Here is a 16801-nt window from a genome sequence, read left to right on the forward strand (position 1 = left end):
CTTTTCAGAGATCGCCGGTCATCTCCTGCAGCAGGTAGAGCTTGACGTTGACTTTGCGGACACAGTCGATGATGGCTTTGAGCTGCTCTTCGTCCAGTCCGCACTCTTCCTCAACCCCCTGGAAGTAGTCGTACCCCTTGGGGAGCGGGGTGAGGGCGCCGTCCCTAAGGAGCATGACGTCGACCAGGTCGTTGACCCTTCCTTCGGTCTCCCAGGGGTCCCGGTAGTTGAATTGGCGGGCGACGACGTGGAGCGCCATGCCGTTGGGGAAGATCCCTTTGACCTCGAAGGAGAACTCCCTCGGTGCGCTGTAGTTCTCGCTGCGCCCGGAGCGGACCATCACCTCGGCGCCCGCCTCGCTCAAAAGTTCACCCACCGATTCGGCGGTCATCGGCTTGAATTCGGTTTCTTCGCTGTACATCACACCTCCAATCTCAATTCGATCCCCCAGGGGACCGGCTTTTCGCCTTTGGCGGTCAGCACCCAGAGCGTCGGCCATTCCATCTCCCCGGGAGCGGGGCCCACCCCGTCGGTGAGGTAGATGACGGCGGCCGGCCGCGGGTGCATGGTTTTGGCGTAGTCGAAGACCGGGCGCAGGTCGGTGAAACCTCCGCCGTCGTAGCGCTCGGGGACGAAGGCCGAGCCGGTCAGTGACTCCACCCTCTGGATGCGGCTATTGGCGTAGAGGACGGTTATGTGGGCGTCGCGCCCGCGGGCGATCTGCACGAGCTCGCGCCCGAAGGCCTCCCGCATTTCGACGATGTCGGTGGAATCGCTCACGTCGATCCCGACCAAAAGGTTCAGCCGGTGGCGCTTCCTGGTCCCCGGCGTGTTGTGGGAGAAACGGCGGTGCTCCCGCATCCAGGTGCTCTTCTTGCCGACCCTTCCGGCGGTGGCGACGAACTGGCGGAGGATCTGCCGCCAGGGAACGGAGGAGGGGAGCATGAGCCCATCCACCACCTCGCGGATCTCGGCCGGGACCTCGCCGTCGCTGCCGCGCAGGCTTTCCATGGTCACCGCCCGCACCATCTCCTCGGCGAGGTTCAGCGGCGTGCTGTCGGCGTCCTCCCAGATGGCATGGTCGTCGAGGGTGCTGGCCGCCTCGCCGCTTCCCGAGCCCGAGGCTCCCTTGCTGTCCTGTTCGGCGTCGCCGAAGCCGCTTCCTTCCAGGTTGCCCAGGTCGAAAGGGGGAACCAGCGCGTCGTAGTATTCTTCGGCGGCCAGGCCGTCGGGCATCTTGAAGTCGGCGGGGTAGGTGGCCCCCTCGGGGAGCCCGGGTGTGGAGGGATTGATGGCGAGATCGCAGGCGACGTCCCAGTCGTGCTGGTTACGCCCCTTGCGCCTGAGCAGGTGGAGGTGGAGCAGGTGCTTGACCAGGTGCTCCAGCACCGCGTGCTGCCCGGCCGCGGTCAGCTGGCCAAAGGCGGCCGGGTCGACCGCCAGGGTGGGGATTCCGTTGCGGATGGTGACGCCAGCGGGCTTTCCCTCCATCTTCCGCTCTTCGCGGCGGAGGTTGAGGATGAAGTGGCCGTAGAAGGGGCGCTCGCGTAAAAGCCGGACTACTGCGTTTTCGAGGGTAGCGCCCGAGACTGGCTCATGAGACCTCCCTTCTTGATGGGGAGGGGCGGGGGCGAGGCTCGATTCGGCACTCCGTTGGAGGCTTCCCCCGCCCCCTGTCCCCGGGGGACTCTCCTGCTTGAGGTGGGGCGACGGGATCATCGGTTTGTAAGGGTTCCCGGCCATCCGCTTAGTAGGCCTCTTTCCTGATCGCCTGGACGGCGTCGAACACCACGCTGTCGTACTTGTCCTGCACCAGGGCCAGGGCGACTTCGGGGATCTTGAGGAGGGTCTTGACGAAGCCGAAGCAGAGGTCGCGGGGGAGTACGGAGATGTAGGCGACCAGGTTCTCCTCCTGCTCCGCCTCCAGCACGGGCGATGCTTTGAGGGTGGCGGTGAGGTCGTTGATGGTGGCTGCCTGCTGGTCGTCGCGCTGGCCGCGGGCCTGATCGGCCACGGCGCTCCAGTCGTTCAGGACCTGCTGCGCGGTGAGCGGGCGCCCCTGCCGGTCGGAGAGCCAGCGCATGAAGGTGATGGCGGCTTCCTTCCCGATGATCCCCGCGTAGACCTCCATCTCCAGCTCGCGCGGCAGGCGGCAGCTCTTCCTCACCGTGCTGACCATCTCCCAGCCGCGCTCGGTCGGCTCCACCTGGAGGTCCATCGGCATCCCCTGCTTGGCCAGCATCCCGGTGTTGCCCGCCAGAAACTGCCTGACGTCGCCGGAGAGATCGCGCTTGGCCGCGTAATTGGACCAGCAGTTGAAGTCGGATTCGGTGTAGATCATCACCATCCGGTCGATGAGCGCCCGGTCCAGGGTGGCCACCTGGTAGCTCCCGTCGGGCGGGTTGATGCTGACCACCACCTTGTGCTTTTTGGAGAGATGATGGGTATGGAGCGAGCGGAGCATCCCCTCGGACGGGGGCTCGACGAACTGGAAGATGGCCTGCAGGGTGTCCTCTTGCTGGGCGCGGTTCAGTTCGTCGCAGTGGACGACGGTCTCGGGGTCGTCCTCGCCGGGGAGCCAGGAGGGGCGGGACCACTGCATGATGTCGCCGTTACGGAAAGGGATGCCGACCAGGTCGCCGACCTCCATCTGCCCCAGGCGAAGCGACACGTAACGGCGGCCGAGGTCGCGGCAGGCCTGGACGATGCCGGCCGTTTTGCCGACCCCGCGATGCCCGACCACACACGGAGTGAGGTCGGTCTTGGATATGATCTCCTTTACCACCAGTTTCATCTGTTCTACGTTCACGTTCTTGCTATCCTCCGGAGACGCCATTGGTATCGTGGCACTCTCATAGATGTAATCAGCCATACCGGTGCCGGATGGGATAGGGTGTAAGCACTGGCAGAGCAGGGACATCTTACACGAGAATCCGCAAACAGTGAACAGTAAAAGACAATTTTTATCCTCTTTGCGCCGGTTTGACAAAAACCAAAGTGTGGTAGTATTAGGCAGTGTTTTCAATACCCCCAGGGAGGAATGGGCTATGAGCCATGATAGAGAGTGCAGCTGTGAATCGTCGGATGTTGCGAAGATCGTCGTGGGCGGCCTGATCGGTGCCGGTATCGCCCTCCTGCTTGCCCCGCAGGCAGGGAAGAAGACCAGGAGGTACCTGTCCGACTACGCGAAGAACTTCGGCGGCAAGGCCAACGATGCCTGCAACGACTTCGCCGAGTCGCTGAGCGAGTTTGTCGATCACGCGGGCGAGCGGGCCAGCGAGCTTCTTCACGAGGGGACCGACCTCACCAACGAATCCAAGAAGGCGCTCTTGAGGGCGCTGGAAAAAGGGCAGGAGATCCTCGAGAAACAGAGAAAACGTCTCGAATCGATGATCGACTGATACAGCCGCTCCATCGCCTGTGACAGATAATCCCCCGCACCGATCCTTTGAGGAAACGGTGCGGGGGATTTTTGCATCTTGGCCAATTTTTCATTGACAGCGAACCGGCCGGTGGTCATACTGACTTGCAATTTCAACTTGGAGCCCTCATGAAACGAGCCAAGAAAAAGATCTTCGCCGACTTCATCGCACAGCGCGGGCTCAAGTCGACCAAGCAGCGGGATATCATCCTCGACAGTTTCCTCTCCAGCGACCGCCACCTGAGCATCGAAGAGCTCTACCTCAAGCTGCGGGCCAAGCACTCCAACATCGGCTATGCCACCGTGTACCGGACCTTGAAGCTTTTCGCCGAGGCGGGGATCGCACGCGAGATGCAGTTCGGCGACGGCCAGACCCGCTACGAGCACGTGGGGGAGGGGGAGCACCACGACCACCTGGTCTGCACCAGGTGCGGCAACATCGAGGAGTTCGAGAACGAGACCATCGAGCAGCTCCAGTCCGAAATCGCCGCGAGCCGCGGGTTTTTGATCGAACGGCACCGGCTGGAGTTGTACGGTTTGTGCGTAAACTGCAGGAAGTGATCCTCCGGTCCTCCGCCTTAATTCCCGCCTCGTCAACGGCAGCTCAGGCATCTTTACCCCATCCTCACCCCGACCCTCCCCTTGAAAGGGAGGGAGTGTTTAGGGAAGCGGATGAAAAGGGGATAAGAGGTTTTTATCATGAGAATCCGATGAAAGTGATTTTCATTGGCATAATAAGCAGGTTCTCACCTGCAGGCAAGACAAACAAGCAGAGGGGTCGTCGCAATCATGGCTTTATTCAAGAAAAAAGGTTCCTGTCACGAAACTCCTTCCGTAGCCTCCAGCGGTGCCCGCAAGGTCGCCCTGGTCGGTAACCCCAACGTCGGTAAAAGCGTTCTCTTCAACGCGCTGACCGGCGCCTACGTGACGGTTTCCAACTATCCGGGCACCTCGGTGGAGGTGAGCCGCGGCAATACGGTCATTAACGGCGAGCAGTTCGAGATCATCGATACCCCGGGTATGTACTCGGTGCTCCCCATCACCGAAGAGGAGAGGGTGGCCCGGGAGATCCTCCTCAACGAGCGCCCCTACCTGGTGCTCCACGTGCTCGACGCCCGCAACCTCGAGCGGATGCTCCCCATGACCCTGCAGCTGATCGAGGCCGAGCTCCCGGTGGTGCTGGTGGTGAACATCATGGACGAGGCCGCCCGCATGGGGCTCGAGATCGACATCGCGCTCCTCTCCGAGCGGCTCGGCATCCCGGTCATCGGGGCCGCCACCGCCAAGAAGGTCGGTCTCCCCGAGATCCGCGAGGCGATCTCCAAAGGAACCGCCGCGGCGGCCTGCCGCTTCAGCTACTCGAAATCGCTCGAGGCCGACCTCGGCCAGATCTCCGGGCTTTTGAAGGGGGAGTACATGCTCTCCAGGAAGGCGATCTCGATCCTGCTTTTGCAGGGAGACAAAGAGGTGGCCGAACTGGCGCGCGGGGCCGAAGGGGAGGGGTATCCCGCGATCGAGGCGGTCGTCAAGGAGAAGCGCTTCGAGCGGAGGGAATCGCTCCACCTCGACCTTTCCATGGAGAGGAAACGGGTGGTCAAGGGGGTGCTCGACGGGGCCTTCAAGGCGCCGGCCAAACGGGTGGTGACCCTGGCCGAGAAGATCTCCCGCCTCACCGTCCGTCCGGCCACCGGGGTTCCCCTGTTGCTGATCGTCCTCTACTTCGGCCTCTACAAGTTCGTGGGGGACTTCGGGGCCGGCACCCTGGTGGACCTCCTCGAGGAGAAGGGGTTCAAGGAGTTCTTCAACCCCTGGATCACCGGGGTGGTCAAGCACTTCGTCCCCTGGGAGATGATCCAGGAGCTCTTCATCGGGGAGTACGGCATCATCACCCTCGGCATCCGCTATGCGGTCGGTATCATCCTCCCCATCGTGGCCACCTTCTTTCTCTTCTTCTCGATGCTTGAGGATAGCGGCTACTTCCCGCGGCTGGCCCTCCTGGTCGACCGACTCTTCAAGACCCTCGGCCTCACCGGACGCGCCGTCATCCCGATGGTGCTCGGTTTTGGCTGCGACACCATGGCCACCATGGTGACCAGGACCCTGGAGACCGTGCGCGAGCGAGTGATCGCCACCTTGCTCCTCGCCCTCGCCATCCCCTGCTCGGCGCAGCTCGGGGTCATCCTGGCCCTTCTTTCCAAGGCGCCCGGGGCGCTGCTTGTCTGGTCCCTCTGCCTCCTCCTCATCTTCCTCTTCATCGGGCTTTTGGCAGCCAAGGTCCTTCCGGGCGAGACCCCCATGTTCTACATGGAGATCCCCCCCATGCGGCTTCCCCAGCTCTCCAACGTGCTGACCAAGACCTACACGAGGATGCAGTGGTACTTCATGGAGATCCTCCCGCTCTTCGTCCTCGCCTCGGTCCTTTTGTGGCTCGGCAAGATCACCAACTTCTTCGAGACCATGGTGCGGGCCCTGAGCCCGGTGATGGCCTCCCTGGGGCTTCCCAAGGAGGTGGCGGTCGCCTTCATCTTCGGCTTCTTCCGCCGCGACTACGGCGCCGCCGGCCTCTACGACCTGCAAAGCCACGGCCTTTTGAACCCGCGGCAGCTGACGGTCGCCGCGGTCACCCTGACCCTCTTCATCCCCTGCGTCGCGCAGTTTCTCATCATGAAGAAAGAGCGCGGCTGGAAAACGGCCTTCGCCATCGGCTTCTTCGTCTCCGCCCTGGCCTTCGGCAGCGGCTGGATGCTGAACCGCTTCCTGCTCTTCACCTCGATCCTGTAGCGGGAGCGTGTTCATTAGCAATTGGCACCACACGTTGTAAACTAGAGCGGTAACGAGGAATATGAGATGGCGGCAGGAGACAACCTTATCCGGTGCGGGTTTTGCGGACACGAGTTCGTCGAGGAACAGGGAAACGTCGGGTGCAAGAACTGCCCGATGTCGAGCGGTTGCAAGATGATCAAGTGCCCCCGCTGCAACTACGAGAATCCCCCCGAACCGGCGCTGGTAAAGGGGATCAAGAAGCTTTTACGGCGATAGCAGCTGGCCAGGTGCGGAATTATTCGCCCGCCAAGATACCGGTACCACCATTACGATCACCCCCTTAAGGGAATATGGCTCATGAGGAGCCGGAAAAAGGAGATGTATATGAAGCTCAGTGACAAGGCCGAAGAGATCCTGGAAGCCCTCTGGATCGAGTCCGAAGAGAACGGACACGGCTATGCCGAACTCGACCAGATGGAGTTCGCTCCCTCCGACCCCGCCTACCAGGAGCTCTCCTCCCAGGCCCTCGTGGAGATCAAGGGGGGGAGGATCTACTTCCGTCCCGAGGGGCGCGAGGAGGGGAGAAAGACCATCAGGCGGCACCGCCTTGCCGAGCGTCTCATGATGGACGTCCTCAACATCCGGGGCGAGAGCGGCGACATCAAGGCCTGCCAGTTCGAGCACCTCCTCAACGAAGGGGTCGACATCAAGGTCTGCACCATGCTCAACCACCCCTCCACCTGCCCGCACGGCAAACCGATCCCGGCCGGGGATTGCTGCGAGGAGGCCAGGAAAACCGGCGATCTCGGCGTCGTGCCGCTGACCGAGTTCAACTCGGGAGAGGAGGGGGATATCGCCTACATCCAGACCGAGGACAGCAAGAAGATGCAGAAGCTGATGGCCATGGGGGTCCTGCCGGGTAACCGCATCACCCTCTTGCAGTCGTTTCCCTCCTACATCTTCCGGGTCGGCTTCTCGGAATTCGCCATCGATTCGGCCATGGCCCGCGAGATCTTCGTCCGCCGCTAACCCCTCAGCACCACAACCCTTTTCCAAGCCCCGGCCTTCGGGGCTTTTTCTTTTTTACCCGCCTGGCTCCCCCCGCCGCTCTCCTTCCATCCTCTTCAAAAATGTATTCAAGAATTCATTACCGGGGTCGATACATTAAGACAGTAACTCCATGTGTCTCATAAGGATACCGCCGCACCACCGCCACCTCGGCCAAAAGGATAAAGGGATGACAGCTGCTGTTAACGAGGATTTTGTGACCACGCCCCCCGGGCAGGACGTTGCCGGACTGGCCGCCCAATGGGCACAGGTGCTGGCGGGGGTCGTCGAGGAGCTCGGGGTTATCTCCCGGAGCACCGAGGACGAATTCCTGGCCATCGGATCGCGGCTGCAGGACATCTACCAAGAGGGGACCGGCATCTCCAGCCTGGCCACCGGGGTGGTGGAGGAGGTCGCCGGCGGCAAGGTCACCACCTCGATGGCCGAGCTCGGCCGCGCCCTCGACGAGATGGAACGCTACGTCAACCGGGCCGGGGAAGAGATCGGGGCGAGCTCCGACACCCTGCGGGAGATCCTGACCCTCCTGGAGCAGGTGGCCACCCCGCTTTCCGGGTTCAAGAAGGTCAACAAGGTGCTGAGGATGCTCGGCATCTCCACCAAGATAGAAAGCGCGCGGCTTGGCCAGAGCGCCGCCGGGTTCGATACCCTGGCGAGCGACGTCGGGCACCTCTCGGTCCAGGTCAACGAACGGGCGGCGGACATCATCCGGAGAAAGGACGACCTTTCGATGGCCATCGGGGAGACCCTGAAGGGGGTCTTGAGCTCCGGCGCCCACCAGCACGACCGGGTCCTCGCCATCGTCAAGAAGACCAGGCAGCGCCTCGAAACGCTCACCGAGATCAACTCCCGCTGCTCGAACTCCGTCGCCGGGGTATCCGCCATATCGGAAGAGGTCTCCCGCGGGATCGGCGAGGTGGTCATGTCGATGCAGGCTCACGACATCGTGCGCCAGCAGATCGAGCATGTGGAAGAGGCGCTCGGCGACCTGCGAAGCGGCGTGCAGAGCGGGCTGGCGGGAGCCGACGACGCCGCCTGCATCTGCGAATTGCAAAGCGCCCAGTTGAAGCACGCCTCCTCGTCGCTCGACCAGGCCGCCAACACCATCATCGGGACGCTGAAGGAGATCGCCCGCAAGCAGGGGACCCTCTCGGCCGAGATCAGCGGGCTGGCGGGGGTGGCGGACCAGGCGGGGGGAAGCTTCTTCAAGGGGATGGCCGGCGACATGGCGGTGGTCAACGAGTCTCTTTTGGAAAGCGCCCAAGCCAAGCGGAGCCTCTGCGACGCGATGACCTCGGTGGCCGACACCATCCAGGAGATCGCCTCCTTCGTCGGGGACATCGAGACCATCGGCGAGGAGATCAAGCTGATCGCCCTGAACGCCCAGATCAAATCCGCCTACACCGGCGACGAGGGGGCGGCCCTGGGGGTGCTGGCCGAAGCGATCCAGCGGCTCTCCCTCGACGCCATCAACCATACCGGCGCGGTTTCCGAAGTCCTGCAGTCGATCATCTCGGTCACCGAACGCCTGAGCCGGGAGGCCTGCGGGCTCGACATGGAGGTGGAGGGGATGGTCACCACCCTCAACACCCTGGTCGGCGTCTTAAGCGGCGTCAACGAGACCCTGCGCGGCTCGCTGGCGGGGATGGACAGCCAGGCCGCCCTCTTGTGCGACGAGATCGAGCAGGTGACCTCCGGCTTCACGGTCCATCACAAGGTCACCCAGGTCCTCGACCGGGCGGTCCAGAAGCTCGGCGAGGTGATCCGCGAGGCCCGCCGGATCGCGCCGGGGACCGGCCAGGTCAGCCTGGAGGCCCTGGCCGAGCGCTACACCATGCAAAGCGAGCGGCACATCCACCAATCGCTCGTCGATAAAGCACCGGCCACGTCCGAACCGGCTTCCGCAGGCGGCGACGACGGGCTGGGCGACAACGTTGAACTATTCTAGTGAGTTGCGAGGAATCCCATGGATGAACTGACCCTGAAGCGGATAAAGCACCCCAAGAAGGATGGCATCGAGGAGCTGAAGGTCTCCGGAGGGCTGAACATCGCCGAGGCCGCCCGGTTTCGCGAGGCGCTCATCGACGCCCTGGCCGCGGCCCCGAAGACCTTGCAGTTGAACCTCAACGAGGTCACCGAGATGGACCTGACCGGGCTGCAGCTGCTCTGCTCGGCCCATCACAGCGCCCTCTCGGCGGGCAAGAGCTTCAAGATCGTCGATCAGAACGAGGTGTACATCCGGGTGGCGTCCGAGGCCGGCTTCGAGCGGCACGTCGGATGTCCCCGTGACAATAACAGCAGTTGTATCTGGGTGGGAGGAGCGCACTGATGGCAAAGGTAATAATGACGGCAGACGATTCCGCGAGCGTGCGGCAGATGGTGAGCTTCACGCTGAAGCAGGGTGGCTACGAGGTGGTCGAGGCCGTGGACGGAAAGGATGCCCTGCAGAAGCTCTCGACCACCAAGGTGGACATGTTGATCACCGACCTCAACATGCCCAACCTGGACGGGATCGGGCTGATCAAGGGGGCTCGCGGGCTCGCCAGCTGCAAATTCATCCCGATCGTCATGCTGACCACGGAATCCCAGGACTCCAGGAAACAGGAAGGAAAGGCTGCCGGCGCCACCGGCTGGATCGTCAAGCCTTTCAAACCCGAACAACTCATGGCGGTTGTTAAAAAGGTGCTCGGATGATCGACGTTCATCGACAGGCGTTCAAGGAAGAGGCCTACGAGCTCCTCTCGGAGCTGGAGAGTTCCCTTTTGGAGCTCGAAGAGCGGCCCGAGGACGAGGAGCTTATCGGCAGGGTCTTCAGGGCCATGCACACCATCAAGGGGTCGGGGGCCATGTTCGGCTTCGACGACATCGCGGCCTTCACCCACGAGGTGGAGACCATCTTCGACATGGTGCGAAACGGCAAGCTCAAGGTGACCAAGAAGCTGGTCAACCTCACCCTCCAGGCCCGTGACCTGATCAAGTCCATGCTGGACGGATCCGACCTCGGCAACGGGGGCGACCTCGACGCGAGCTTCCAGATCATCTCGGGACTGAGGGAGCTGGCCGGCGAGGCGCCCCCCGAGGCCCCGGCCGAGGCAAGCGACGAGCCGGTGGCCGTGCCGGTGGCGAGCGAAGCCACCTACCGGATCCGCTTCATCCCGGGACATCACCTCTTCACCTGCGGCTCGAACCCGCTGACGCTCCTGGCCGAGCTCAGGGATCTCGGGCCGTGCAACGTGGTGGCCCACACGGGAGGCTTCCCCTCGCTGGAAGAGATCGATCCGGAGGGGTGCTACGTCTTCTGGGACATCATCCTGACCACCAGCCGGGGGGAAGACTCCATCAAGGACGTCTTCATCTTCGTGGAGGACGACTGCGAGGTGAAGATCGAAAAGATCGCCGACTACGGCCCCGACGCCGACAACGCCGATTACAAGAAGCTCGGCGAGATCCTGCTCGAACGCGGCGAGATCAGCCGCGAGGAGATGGACTCGGTACTGGGCGAGCAAAAACGGTTCGGCGAGCTGGCGGTCTCCAAGGGGATCGTCGAGCAGCAGAGCGTCATGTCCGCCCTGGTCGAGCAGCAGCACGTGAAGGAGGTGCGCCAGGCGGTCCAGCAGGCGGAATCGGCCTCCAGCATCAGGGTCCCGGCCGAGAGGCTCGACGTCCTGGTCAACCTGGTGGGGGAATTGGTCACCGTCCAGGCCAGGCTCACCCAGACCGCCGCCTCGCGGGGGGACGCCGAGCTGGTCGCCATCGCCGAGGAGGTGGAACGGCTGACCGGGGAGCTCAGGGATAGCGCCCTCAACATCAGGATGCTTCCCATCGGCTCGACCTTCAGCAAGTTCAAGCGGCTGGTCCGCGACCTCTCCTCGGAGCTCGGCAAGGAGATCGAGATGACCACCGACGGGGCCGAGACCGAGCTCGACAAGACGGTCATCGAGAAGTTGAACGACCCGATGGTTCACCTGATCCGCAACAGCCTCGACCACGGCATCGAGCTCCCCGAGGTCCGGCAGGCGGCCGGCAAGCCCCGCCAGGGCACGGTCCATCTCGCCGCGGTCCACTCCGGCGACAGCGTCCTCATCACCATCACCGACGACGGGGCCGGCCTCGACAAGGAAGCGATCCGCGCCAAGGCGGTCGAGAAGGGGCTCATTACGGCCACCGCCGAGCTTACCGACAAGGAGCTCTTCAACCTGATCTTTGCCCCCGGCTTCTCCACCGCCAAGAAGATCTCTTCGGTCTCCGGCCGCGGGGTCGGCATGGACGTGGTCAAGAAGGCGATCGAGGCGTTGCGGGGGAGCATCGACATCACCAGCGTGCGGGGGGAGGGGGCCACCATCACGGTCCGCATCCCGCTCACCCTGGCCATCATCGAGAGCCTCCTCGTGAAGATCGGCAACGACTCCTTCATGATCCCGCTCGCCATGGTGGACGAATGCGTGGAGCTCACCCGCGAGGACGTGGCACGCTCCCACGGAAGAAACCTTGCCCACGTGCGGGAGACTCTGGTACCCTACATCCCCCTCAGGGAGCGCTTCAGAGTGGCGGGGAACCCGCCGGACATCGAGCAGATCGTCATCACCCAGGTCAACGGCACCCGGGTCGGCTTCGTGGTGGACAACGTGATCGGCGAACACCAGACGGTCATCAAGTCGCTCGGCCGGGCCTACAAGAACGTGGAAGGGATCTCCGGCGCCACCATCCTCGGCGACGGCTCGGTGGCCCTCATCCTCGACGTCCCCCAACTCGTGCAATCGGTAGAGGCCGAAGCGGCCTGATGGAGATTTCATGCAATCCGGAGTGAATTCAATGGCCGATACCGGCACCCTGATCGACCGACCGGCAACTCTTTCCACCAAGGATTTCAACCGGTTGAGCCGGTTCATCTACGACACCTGCGGAATCAAGATGCCCGAGGTGAAACGGACCATGCTGGAGGCCCGCCTCCAAAAAAGGCTCCGCGCCCTGGGGATGCACCACTTCGGCGACTACTGCGAGTACCTCTTCGATCCCCGCGGGATGGAGCAGGAACTGGTGCACATGCTCGACATGGTCACCACCAACAAGACCGATTTCTTCCGGGAGCCGGACCACTTCGACTACCTGACCCAGACCGTGCTCCCGGATTGGTGCCACCGTCATCCCACCGGCACCCTCTCCATCTGGAGCGCCGGCTGCTCTTCCGGGGAGGAGCCCTACACCCTGTCGATGGTCCTCACCGAGTTTGCCGAGCGGAACCCTGGCTTCGATTTCAAGATCCTGGCCACCGACATCTCCACCCGGGTGCTCGACAAGGCCAAGGCGGCGATCTACCAGGAGAGCCAGGCCGAGCCGATCCCCATGTTTCTCAAGAAGAAATACCTCTTAAGGAGCAAGGACCACTCGAGCGGGCTGGTCCGGATCGTGCCGGAGCTCCGGGAGAAGGTCCGCTTCCAGCGGCTGAACTTCATGGACGACGACTTCGGCCTCAGGGAGCAGATGGACATCATCTTCTGCCGCAACGTGATCATCTACTTCGACCGCCCGACCCAGGAGCGGCTTTTGCAGCGTTTTCACCGGCAGATGAAGCCGGGGGGCTTCATCTTCATGGGGCACTCGGAGACCCTGTCCGGGCTCGACGTCGCCCTAGCCAGCGTCTTCCCCACCGTCTACCGGAAGATGAGATGACCGGCGATGGCCGGACCGCCACGGTATATCTGAAGCCGGGGGGGCTGGTCATCGCGTCCAAGCCCACCATGGTGACTACGCTGCTCGGCTCCTGCGTGGCGGTCACCCTGTACTGTCCGAGGCTCAGGATGGGGGCCATCTGCCACGCCGTCCTTCCCGCCTGCCGCCGGTCACCCTGCCTGGAGTGCCAGCTGGAGGGATCGAAGTACGTCCTCTGCGCGGTGCGGCTCATGCTGCGGCACCTGGCGGAGCGGGGGGTCAACCGGAGCGAGATTCAGGCCAAGCTCTTCGGCGGGGCCGAGATGTTCACCTGCCGCGGAAAGAACGGGAGCGTAGGGCAGCAGAATGCCGAACTGGCCCTGCGACTTCTGCAGGACGAGGGGATCCGGCTGGTGAGCCACGACTTCGGGGGGGAGCGGGGGCGGAAACTGGTCTTCGACACGGACTCGGGCGAGGTCTACCTGAAGAAACTGAGGAAATCGGAGCACTGACATGCAGAAAAAGATTCGGGTCCTGGTGGTGGACGATTCCGCCGTCGTGCGCCAGACTATGGTGGAGATCCTCTCCTCCGACCCCAGCATAGAGATCATGGCGACCGCCGGGGACCCCTTCATCGCGGCCGACCGGATACGCCACGAGGTTCCCGACGTCATCACCCTGGACGTGGAGATGCCCCGCATGGACGGGATCACCTTCCTTCAGAAGATCATGTCCCAGCACCCGATCCCGGTGGTGATGTGCTCGAGCCTCACCGAGCAGGGGTCGGAGACCGCCCTCAAGGCGCTCGAATACGGGGCGGTGGAGATCATCCAGAAACCGCGCCTGGGGACCCGCGAGTTCCTCGAGGAGTCGCGGATGAGGATCTGCGACGCGGTCAAGGCGGCCGCCCAGGCGCGGGTGAGGCGCTTCGTCCCGAGCCGGGCGGTGGCTCCCAAGCTGACCGCCGACGTCATCATGGAAAAACCCAAAAGCCACGCCATGATCCAGACCACCGAGAAGGTGGTGGTGGTCGGGGCCTCCACCGGCGGGACCGAGGCGCTGAAGATCTTCCTCGAATCGCTTCCCGCCGACTGTCCCGGCATCGTCATCGTCCAGCACATGCCGGAAGGATTCACCCGTGCCTTCGCCTCCCGGCTGGACGGCCTTTGCCGGATCACCGTGAAGGAAGCCGCCGACAACGACACCGTGGTCCGGGGGAGGGCGCTTATCGCCGCCGGCAACCACCACCTGCTTTTAAAGCGCAGTGGTGCGCGGTATTATGTCGAGATCAAAGACGGCCCCCTGGTATCGCGCCATCGCCCGTCGGTCGACGTCCTCTTCCGTTCCGCCGCCCGCTATGCCGGCAAGAACGCGGTGGGGGTGATCATGACCGGCATGGGAGACGACGGCGCCCGCGGCATGCTCGAGATGAAGCAGGCCGGCGCCCTCAACATCGCCCAGGACGAGGCGAGCTGCGTGGTGTTCGGCATGCCCAACGAGGCGATCAAGATGGGCGGGGTCGACATTGTCAAACCGCTGGATGCCATCAGCCGCGAGGTGCTGAAGCTCTGCGGCTGATCCCCCATTCCGGGCCGCCGCAACAAACGTGGGGGAGGGCGGCTCCCCCGTATTCGAGGTTCCCATCATGGTGGACGAGCAATTCTTCCTTGGGCGTCAGCCCATCCTCGACCGGAGCCAGCGGCTCTACGGGTTCGAGATCCTGTTCCGTTCCGCCAGCAGCCTGAACTCCGCCGAGTTCATCGATGTCCAGGCGGCCAGCGCCTCGGTCATCCTCAACGCGCTCTCCGACTTCGGCTTCGAGGACGTCCTCGGCCGCCACAAGGGTTTCTTCAACGTCACCCGCGAAATGCTGATGACCGACGCCATCGAGCTCCTTCCCCGGGACCGGGTGGTGATCGAGCTGCTGGAGACCATCGCCGCCGACCAGGAGGTGGTGGAGCGCTGCCACGAGCTGAAGAGGCAGGGGTTCACCCTGGCCCTGGACGATCACATCTACTCGCCCGCCTTCCATCCCATCTACGAACTGGTCAAGATCGTCAAGCTGGACGTCCTCCAGATCGCCAAGCACGACCTTCCCGCCATGGTGGAAAAGCTCAGGGGGTGGCCGCTCACCCTTTTGGCCGAGAAGGTGGAGAGCGCCCAGCAGTATACCTTCTGCTCCGGACTCGGGTTCGAGCTCTTCCAGGGGTACTACTTCGCCCGGCCGGTGCTTCTGCGGCAGAACAAGGTGGACGTGGGGAAGGTCACCATGCTCCAGCTCATGCAGCAGGTGATGGCGGACGCCGACATCTGCGACATCGAGGAGACCTTCAAGCAGAGCCCCCCCTTGACCTACAACCTCCTCAGGCTCGTCAACTCGGTCGCCATCGGCCTTAGGGTCCGCATCAAGACGCTTCGCCACGCCCTCACCGTCCTGGGGCTCGAGCAGCTCAAGCGCTGGATCACCCTCGCCCTCTACGCGAGCGACAGCGAGGAGGGGGTGCAGGCGCCGCTGCTGGAGATGGCGGCCACCCGCGGCAAGCTCATGGAGCTCCTGGTCCAGTCCCAGGGGATGGCGGGGTGGCGGGAGCTTTCGGAGCGGGCCTTCATGACCGGAATCCTCTCGCTGATCGACGTCCTCTTCGAGGATTCCATGGAGGACCTGGTCGGCAAGCTCAACCTCGTGGAAGACGTCCGCGCAGCACTTTTACGCCGGGACGGCAACCTCGGCGCCCTCCTCACCCTGGTGGAAAAACTGGAACAGACCGACTTCGCCTCGCTCAACGAGCAGCTCGATGTCTGCCGTTTATCTCATGAAAAGCTTCTCTCCGCCCAGATCGCGACCATCGCCTGGACCGACCGCCTGACCACATCCATCTGATTTCACACCTTGACACGGCGCTTCCTTTTGATGTAACGTTTTACGTCCCGCCAATGAGGGACGGAGCGGCTTGCTTTTAAGGCGGCTCCCACCGGCTCGCATCGTACGTCCAGCCAAACGATCTCCAGATCAACAACGACAGAAGGGGACCTCCCGTCCGGGTTTTCCGGCGGGCTCCTCCACGAGAAGCCAATGAAAATTACCGCCGTTATTCCGGCCAGGTATGCATCCACGCGTTTTGAGGGCAAGGCATTGGCCGATATCATGGGCAAACCCATGGTGCAGCATGTCTATGAACGGGCGCTGAAGGCTTCTTTGGTCTCCGACGTGATCGTGGCAACCGACGACGAGCGGATCGCCTCCAAGGTGCGCGCCTTCGGCGGGAAGGTGGAGATGACCTCGGCCTCCCACGAGACCGGCACCGACCGGCTGGCCGAGGTGGCGCAGCGGATCGACGCCGACATCCTGGTCAATGTCCAGGGTGACGAGCCGCTGATCGACCCGGCCATGATCGACCAGGCCATCGCACCGCTCTTGGAGGATGCCACCCTCCCGATCGCCACCCTGAAGAGCAGGATCAAGACCCTGCACGACTTCCTCTCTCCCAACGTGGTGAAGGTGGTCGCCGACTTCAAGGGGAACGTCCTCTACTTCTCCCGTTCGCCGCTTCCCTTCTTCCGGGACAAGTGGAACGACCTGAAGGACGAGGCCTTCGTCTCCGGCAAGCTCCTCTGCTACAAGCACGTCGGGCTCTACGTATACCGGCGCGAGTTTCTCCCGGTCTTTACCGCACTGAAGCCGACCTACCTCGAACTCTCCGAGAAGCTCGAACAGCTGAGGGCCCTGGAGAACGGGTACCGGATCAAGGTCGTGGAGACCGACTTCGAGTCGATCGGGGTCGATACCCCGGCCGACCTGGAGAAGGTGCTCGCCAAGCTGAAAGGGTAGGGGAGCCGCCGCCGGTTTAAGGTGGCGGTCAGCAGTACGCAGCACGCAACACCAGATTTTCCAATCAGGCGGCA

The 16801-nt window shown here is 63.2% G+C and carries 17 protein-coding genes; 14 read left to right on the forward strand and 3 right to left on the reverse strand.

What is annotated here, in order from left to right; translation table 11 throughout:
* Positions 1–4: 4 nt before the first annotated feature.
* Genes L4X63_RS07040 through L4X63_RS07050 form a run of 3 tightly spaced genes read right to left on the reverse strand, consistent with a single transcriptional unit; the run spans position 5 to position 2809 of the window.
* A complete protein-coding gene (locus L4X63_RS07040; protein ID WP_250677910.1) occupies positions 5–421 on the reverse strand; it encodes a hypothetical protein in 417 nt (138 codons plus the stop codon).
* The gene (locus L4X63_RS07045) at positions 421–1743 is read right to left on the reverse strand and encodes a vWA domain-containing protein (RefSeq protein ID WP_250677911.1); all 1323 of its coding nucleotides are present in this window, start codon (positions 1741–1743) and stop codon (positions 421–423) included. The genes L4X63_RS07040 and L4X63_RS07045 overlap by 1 nt, the downstream gene beginning before the upstream one ends.
* Positions 1744–1747: 4 nt before the next feature.
* Positions 1748–2809, reverse strand: a complete 1062-nt coding sequence (locus tag L4X63_RS07050; RefSeq protein ID WP_250677912.1) for a hypothetical protein — start codon at positions 2807–2809, stop codon at positions 1748–1750.
* Between the two features lie 238 nt (positions 2810–3047).
* On the opposite strand from L4X63_RS07050, the gene L4X63_RS07055 reads away from it, so the two are divergent.
* The 14 genes from L4X63_RS07055 (at position 3048) to kdsB (ending at position 16727) form a co-directional block, all read left to right on the forward strand.
* Entirely contained in the window at positions 3048–3401 is a 354-nt protein-coding gene (locus L4X63_RS07055; RefSeq protein WP_250677913.1) for a YtxH domain-containing protein, read from the forward strand.
* Positions 3402–3550: 149 nt separating this feature from the next.
* Positions 3551–3982, forward strand: coding sequence for a Fur family transcriptional regulator (locus tag L4X63_RS07060; RefSeq protein WP_250677914.1), 432 nt, complete (start codon positions 3551–3553; stop codon positions 3980–3982).
* Positions 3983–4210: 228 nt separating this feature from the next.
* Positions 4211–6202 carry a ferrous iron transport protein B gene (gene feoB, locus L4X63_RS07065; RefSeq protein WP_250677915.1) on the forward strand — a complete coding sequence of 664 codons (1992 nt, stop codon included), beginning with the start codon at positions 4211–4213 and terminating at the stop codon, positions 6200–6202.
* Between the two features lie 66 nt (positions 6203–6268).
* Positions 6269–6460 (forward strand): hypothetical protein, encoded by a 192-nt coding sequence (locus L4X63_RS07070; protein ID WP_250678330.1) that lies wholly within the window; start codon positions 6269–6271, stop codon positions 6458–6460.
* A gap of 108 nt (positions 6461–6568) precedes the next feature.
* Entirely contained in the window at positions 6569–7213 is a 645-nt protein-coding gene (locus L4X63_RS07075; protein ID WP_250677916.1) for a metal-dependent transcriptional regulator, read from the forward strand.
* A 208-nt stretch (positions 7214–7421) separates the two neighbouring features.
* Complete coding sequence (locus L4X63_RS07080; RefSeq protein WP_250677917.1) at positions 7422–9197, forward strand: methyl-accepting chemotaxis protein; 1776 nt, start codon at positions 7422–7424, stop codon at positions 9195–9197.
* 18 nt (positions 9198–9215) lie between these two features.
* Complete coding sequence (locus L4X63_RS07085; RefSeq protein WP_250677918.1) at positions 9216–9578, forward strand: STAS domain-containing protein; 363 nt, start codon at positions 9216–9218, stop codon at positions 9576–9578.
* Positions 9578–9943, forward strand: a complete 366-nt coding sequence (locus L4X63_RS07090) for a response regulator (protein WP_250677919.1) — start codon at positions 9578–9580, stop codon at positions 9941–9943. Before L4X63_RS07085 ends, L4X63_RS07090 begins: the two co-directional genes overlap by 1 nt.
* Entirely contained in the window at positions 9940–12030 is a 2091-nt protein-coding gene (locus tag L4X63_RS07095) for a chemotaxis protein CheA (RefSeq protein ID WP_250677920.1), read from the forward strand. Before L4X63_RS07090 ends, L4X63_RS07095 begins: the two co-directional genes overlap by 4 nt.
* A gap of 10 nt (positions 12031–12040) precedes the next feature.
* The gene (locus L4X63_RS07100; protein WP_250677921.1) at positions 12041–12919 is read left to right on the forward strand and encodes a CheR family methyltransferase; all 879 of its coding nucleotides are present in this window, start codon (positions 12041–12043) and stop codon (positions 12917–12919) included.
* On the forward strand, positions 12916–13410 hold the full coding sequence (locus L4X63_RS07105) for a chemotaxis protein CheD (RefSeq protein WP_250677922.1): 495 nt from the start codon (positions 12916–12918) through the stop codon (positions 13408–13410). Before L4X63_RS07100 ends, L4X63_RS07105 begins: the two co-directional genes overlap by 4 nt.
* Before the next feature lies 1 nt (position 13411).
* Complete coding sequence (locus tag L4X63_RS07110) at positions 13412–14476, forward strand: protein-glutamate methylesterase/protein-glutamine glutaminase (protein ID WP_250677923.1); 1065 nt, start codon at positions 13412–13414, stop codon at positions 14474–14476.
* A gap of 67 nt (positions 14477–14543) precedes the next feature.
* Positions 14544–15779, forward strand: a complete 1236-nt coding sequence (locus L4X63_RS07115; RefSeq protein ID WP_250677924.1) for an EAL and HDOD domain-containing protein — start codon at positions 14544–14546, stop codon at positions 15777–15779.
* Between the two features lie 192 nt (positions 15780–15971).
* The gene (gene kdsB / locus L4X63_RS07120; RefSeq protein WP_250677925.1) at positions 15972–16727 is read left to right on the forward strand and encodes a 3-deoxy-manno-octulosonate cytidylyltransferase; all 756 of its coding nucleotides are present in this window, start codon (positions 15972–15974) and stop codon (positions 16725–16727) included.
* The last annotated feature ends 74 nt before the right edge of the window (positions 16728–16801 follow it).

This window comes from Geomonas sp. Red32 (genome assembly GCF_023652955.1).
Classification (GTDB): domain Bacteria; phylum Desulfobacterota; class Desulfuromonadia; order Geobacterales; family Geobacteraceae; genus Geomonas.

What these genes read in the sequence shown, in the direction of transcription:
- L4X63_RS07040 (WP_250677910.1), bottom strand. Translation starts at nt 421, where the DNA reads ATGTACAGCGAAGAAACCGAATTCAAGCCGATGACCGCCGAATCGGTG.
- L4X63_RS07045 (WP_250677911.1), bottom strand. Translation starts at nt 1,743, where the DNA reads ATGGCCGGGAACCCTTACAAACCGATGATCCCGTCGCCCCACCTCAAG.
- L4X63_RS07055 (WP_250677913.1), top strand. Translation starts at nt 3,048, where the DNA reads ATGAGCCATGATAGAGAGTGCAGCTGTGAATCGTCGGATGTTGCGAAG.
- L4X63_RS07060 (WP_250677914.1), top strand. Translation starts at nt 3,551, where the DNA reads ATGAAACGAGCCAAGAAAAAGATCTTCGCCGACTTCATCGCACAGCGC.
- feoB (WP_250677915.1), top strand. Translation starts at nt 4,211, where the DNA reads ATGGCTTTATTCAAGAAAAAAGGTTCCTGTCACGAAACTCCTTCCGTA.
- L4X63_RS07070 (WP_250678330.1), top strand. Translation starts at nt 6,269, where the DNA reads ATGGCGGCAGGAGACAACCTTATCCGGTGCGGGTTTTGCGGACACGAG.
- L4X63_RS07075 (WP_250677916.1), top strand. Translation starts at nt 6,569, where the DNA reads ATGAAGCTCAGTGACAAGGCCGAAGAGATCCTGGAAGCCCTCTGGATC.
- L4X63_RS07080 (WP_250677917.1), top strand. Translation starts at nt 7,422, where the DNA reads ATGACAGCTGCTGTTAACGAGGATTTTGTGACCACGCCCCCCGGGCAG.
- L4X63_RS07085 (WP_250677918.1), top strand. Translation starts at nt 9,216, where the DNA reads ATGGATGAACTGACCCTGAAGCGGATAAAGCACCCCAAGAAGGATGGC.
- L4X63_RS07090 (WP_250677919.1), top strand. Translation starts at nt 9,578, where the DNA reads ATGGCAAAGGTAATAATGACGGCAGACGATTCCGCGAGCGTGCGGCAG.
- L4X63_RS07095 (WP_250677920.1), top strand. Translation starts at nt 9,940, where the DNA reads ATGATCGACGTTCATCGACAGGCGTTCAAGGAAGAGGCCTACGAGCTC.
- L4X63_RS07100 (WP_250677921.1), top strand. Translation starts at nt 12,041, where the DNA reads ATGCAATCCGGAGTGAATTCAATGGCCGATACCGGCACCCTGATCGAC.
- L4X63_RS07105 (WP_250677922.1), top strand. Translation starts at nt 12,916, where the DNA reads ATGACCGGCGATGGCCGGACCGCCACGGTATATCTGAAGCCGGGGGGG.
- L4X63_RS07110 (WP_250677923.1), top strand. Translation starts at nt 13,412, where the DNA reads ATGCAGAAAAAGATTCGGGTCCTGGTGGTGGACGATTCCGCCGTCGTG.
- L4X63_RS07115 (WP_250677924.1), top strand. Translation starts at nt 14,544, where the DNA reads ATGGTGGACGAGCAATTCTTCCTTGGGCGTCAGCCCATCCTCGACCGG.
- kdsB (WP_250677925.1), top strand. Translation starts at nt 15,972, where the DNA reads ATGAAAATTACCGCCGTTATTCCGGCCAGGTATGCATCCACGCGTTTT.